This window comes from Blastomonas sp. UPD001, from assembly GCF_003426715.1.
Classification (GTDB): Bacteria; Pseudomonadota; Alphaproteobacteria; order Sphingomonadales; family Sphingomonadaceae; genus Blastomonas.
In genome coordinates this window covers 1-3,614 of sequence record NZ_QKVT01000096.1, presented here as the reverse complement: position 1 = coordinate 3,614, position 3,614 = coordinate 1, and the positions used below count along the sequence as shown (strand labels likewise).

General features: G+C 58.3%; 4 protein-coding genes. 2 read left to right on the top strand and 2 right to left on the bottom strand.

Annotated elements, in window-relative coordinates; translation table 11 throughout:
- Nucleotides 1-909, top strand: a 909-nt coding sequence (locus DM995_RS19090) for a sugar phosphate isomerase/epimerase family protein (protein WP_157973347.1), incomplete at its 5' end; no start/stop codon positions are given.
- Nucleotides 906-1,265 carry a putative quinol monooxygenase gene (locus tag DM995_RS19085; RefSeq protein WP_116970699.1) on the top strand — a complete coding sequence of 120 codons (360 nt, stop codon included), beginning with the start codon at nt 906-908 and terminating at the stop codon, nt 1,263-1,265. The genes DM995_RS19090 and DM995_RS19085, both read left to right, overlap by 4 nt.
- Here DM995_RS19085 and DM995_RS19080 read toward each other — a convergent pair.
- On the bottom strand, nt 1,239-2,996 hold the full coding sequence (locus tag DM995_RS19080; protein ID WP_232824560.1) for a sigma-54-dependent Fis family transcriptional regulator: 1,758 nt from the start codon (nt 2,994-2,996) through the stop codon (nt 1,239-1,241). The two genes, DM995_RS19085 and DM995_RS19080, sit on opposite strands and share 27 nt — an antisense overlap.
- 292 nt (nt 2,997-3,288) lie before the next feature.
- A partial coding sequence (locus DM995_RS19075; protein WP_157973346.1) for a tyrosine-type recombinase/integrase occupies nt 3,289-3,614 on the bottom strand: 326 nt, incomplete at its 5' end.

Here is a 3,614-nt window from a genome sequence, read left to right as displayed (position 1 = left end):
GAATGGATGCATGCCGGTCCCTGCATTCCATTTGCAGGCCGCATGTGGAGCAGTTGGAGCTTCCGATCGCGCGTCGAAGAGTTGGGCCGGGTCGGCTTCGCCGGCATTGGCCTCTTCCATGACGACCTCGCTAATGTTCTGGATCGGGAGGCCGAGGGCACCACGCAGCTAGAAAAGCTGCGCTGGATGAAGCGCATTCTCGACGACAACGGCATCGGCATCGTCGAACTCGAGTTTCTAACCGGCTGGATCTATCCGGTCGGCCACCCCCGACGCGACGGGGAGCAGCCAATCCGTGAATTGCTGATGGCTGCAGCGAGTGAACTCGGAGCGCGCCACATCAAGGTCGGCAATATTGATGGAACCCCGTTCGATGTAGACTATCTACGCGAGACTTTTGGCGGACTATGTGCCGAAGCCGCTCGCACCGGCGCGATGATCGGCATGGAAATACTGCCCCCTGATGCCAACTCCCGCACAGTTGCCGACGCGCTTGCTTGGGTCGGTGGACATCCCAACGGCGGCCTCTTCCTCGATACCTGGCACATCAACAACATCCCAACCATCAGCTATGCCGATCTTGGCAGCATTCCGGTCGACGCACTCGTCGGTGTCGAACTCGACGACGGCCTTGCGTTCGACGAGCAGGACCAGCGCGCTTTTGCTAAAATAGGCGCGCCCGGCTTTATCGAAATGACCTGCAACATGCGCCGCATTCCCGGCGAAGGCGATTATGATGTGATCGGCTTCATCAAGGCCGTAGCGGCGACTGGCTACGACGGCCCCTGGGGCAATGAAATCCTAAGCGAAGAGTATCGTCGATTGCCGATGGAAGTGGCTTATCGCCGCGTTCACCGAGCAACACGGCAGCACCTCGACCGCGCGCTGGACACCGGGGGTGTGGCATGAGCAGCGCGATCCACATCCTGCTGAAAATTGTCATTGCTGCTGACCAGGAGCCAGCTTGGCAATCGCTGATGACCGAGATGGTCTCGTCCACCGGAACCGAGCCTTGCACCGTCCTATACGAGTGGTATGCCGATGCAGCGCGCGGAACCTGGCACATTCATGAACGCTATGCGGACCGCGATGCCTGCGACACGCATGTCGATGGTTTTATTGCCCATTTCGGCGAGCGTTTTCTGGGATTGGCTGAGTCGGTCGATGTCACCGTTTATGGCGATCCCAGCGCCAAGGTGCGCGAGATCCTCGCGGGACTCCGACCGACCTATTTTCAGTTAATTGGGGGCTTTGCGCGAACCTAGGATTGAGCGACGACCATCGCGGGGTCGGGTGATCGCCAATGCCGCAACCCTCCGATGCATCGTCGCCCGGCTGATCCCGCATCGACGCGCCGCCGCGCTCATGTTCCAGTTGGTGCTAGCGAGCGCATCTTCCAGCCAAGCACGCTCGGTGGCGGCATCCCGGGAACCAAACTCAGCGTTCGCTGGGGCCGGTGTCGTGAAAAAACTATCAGGGAGGTCATGAAGCCCAATTTCGGACGCTGCCGAAACCAGTGAAGCACGGCGCAGAACGAGCTTCAACTCCCGGAAGTTGCCGGGCCAGTCATGCTTCGTGAGGATCTCCATTGCGGGAGCGCTGATGCATCGACGCCGACTATCAACCCGGCGCTGCATGTGTTCAATTAGCGTAGTCAAATCGCTTCTTTGCGACAGCGGCGTAAGCCTGACGATGTCGCCTGCCAGGTGAGAACGTAGTTCGGGCAGCAGCCGTTGCTCATGCGGTCCATTCATCGAAGCGATGACGCGCAGCCGCGGACCGCTTGAATCGCCAAACTCACCTGCCTCAAGGTCAGCTAGGAAATGGGCGATCTGATACTGGACGCCCTCCGGAATTGCGCCTGGATCTTTCAGGTAGAGCGTAGCCCTCGGCAAATCGGGACCGGCCTGCCCAAATGCGCGTGCGTGTTCAAGACAATGGGAAACCCTGGGTGCTTCACCCGCAGCGCCAAGATTGATGGCATCGATCATGATCAACGGGCTCTGGCCGAGTTCGGCGTCGAAATGGAGCGCCTCCACCAAGGCACGCTTACCAGTCCCCGTAGGTCCCGTTATCAGCAACGGCAGCCCCATACGGTAGAGCTCTCGCGTCCGGCGAATGAGTGCTCGCTGATCCTCCGCAAAGCCTTCGAGGTCTGCGAGCGTGATACGCCTTGTCTTGGATTGACTTGTGTCGCCGGGCGTTGCCGTGGGGTAAATCGCGAGCCTCCGAGGTTTCGGAAGCGCTGCCTTCAAAGTGATAGGCCGACGTTCGCCCTCGACTTCAAGGGGCTGACCACGCGTTCCCACAAGGCGGTCGATCGTTGTGCCGACCACGGCATCAAGCTTTCGCCCTACCAGCGCTAGCGCACTATCGAGGTTGAGTTCACGAGCGGCTGCCTGAGTTGCTCCGCGGATAACTCCATCGCTGTCGACCGCAAGAAGTGCGTTCCATGCCTCATCGATCGAGCCTCCTTGAGAGGATAAAACCTGGGTGCGGACGTGGTCGGCAAACCGCTCGTGAAACAGCCGTGCTTGAATCCGGCTGGTTGCCATCCGCAAGATATGCTCTGCAAAGCTACAATCGCGCATGTCGCCTCTATCGAAGGCAGACACGTTTATAGCTCCGATCGGCTGGTCATCATGGTCGAAAATCGGTGTAGCGGTGCACATGAACCGCGAAAGCAGTGCGTAATAATGATCAGCGCCGGTGACGGTCATGGTCCGACGATGGCGCAAGGCCATCGCGACGCCATTGGTCGCCGCGATTTGCTCGGTCCAGCACCCCCCGTCTACAATACCTGCTCGCTCGAAGTCGGAGCCCGCATTTTGCCCAAGATCATGCATCACAAGGACGCATTCATCATCAGCGACGACGGCATAATGTCCAGCTCGGCGGGACATGTCGCTCAGCCACTGGATTTCGCTGAGATTGCCTGAAAGCCGCTCAACGAAGGACTGTCGACGGGATACTACCTCCGACGTCAGCAACCGCATGATTGGCCGAGTTGCATCACGAGACAATTGATGCTGAGCCACGCAGCGCTGCCACGAGGCTTGGATCATTGCCTGTTCTGCCTCGGACCTTATGGGCGAATTGCTTAAGGCTTTCATTCAGTAAGAATGCCCCAAAGGTGGCCTGATTCCAACTCGTTTTGATAGCCTGAAATCTGGTGTTACATGTGGTCAGAGAATGAGTCACGCAACGACGATTGGTTTCATACCTCCCCCAAGCTACGCTCAAATCGACGCCCTGAACCAACGATTTCTAGTGCGATCAGCCGACAAGCTATTCCTGTTGGCCGTCTAGAAGCGAAGCAACCTCTCGGGACACCTTCTCGACCGCAGATTTTACGGCATCATCGATATGAACGTACCGTCCGGTAACCGATCCGGCTGCGTGACCCAGCATCGCCGCAATCGTCAGCTCGGAATAACCAAGCTCGCCAGCAATACTTCCGAAGGTATGTCGCAACGTATGGGCTGTGACATCCGTCCAGCCTAACCGCTTGCATAGTCGACCGAGCACGCCGTCCGCAGCGACGAAATGCGTTCGTCCACCGTCTGATGGAAAAACATAGGGAATGTCTTCGTGCACCCTTTGACTACGAAGGA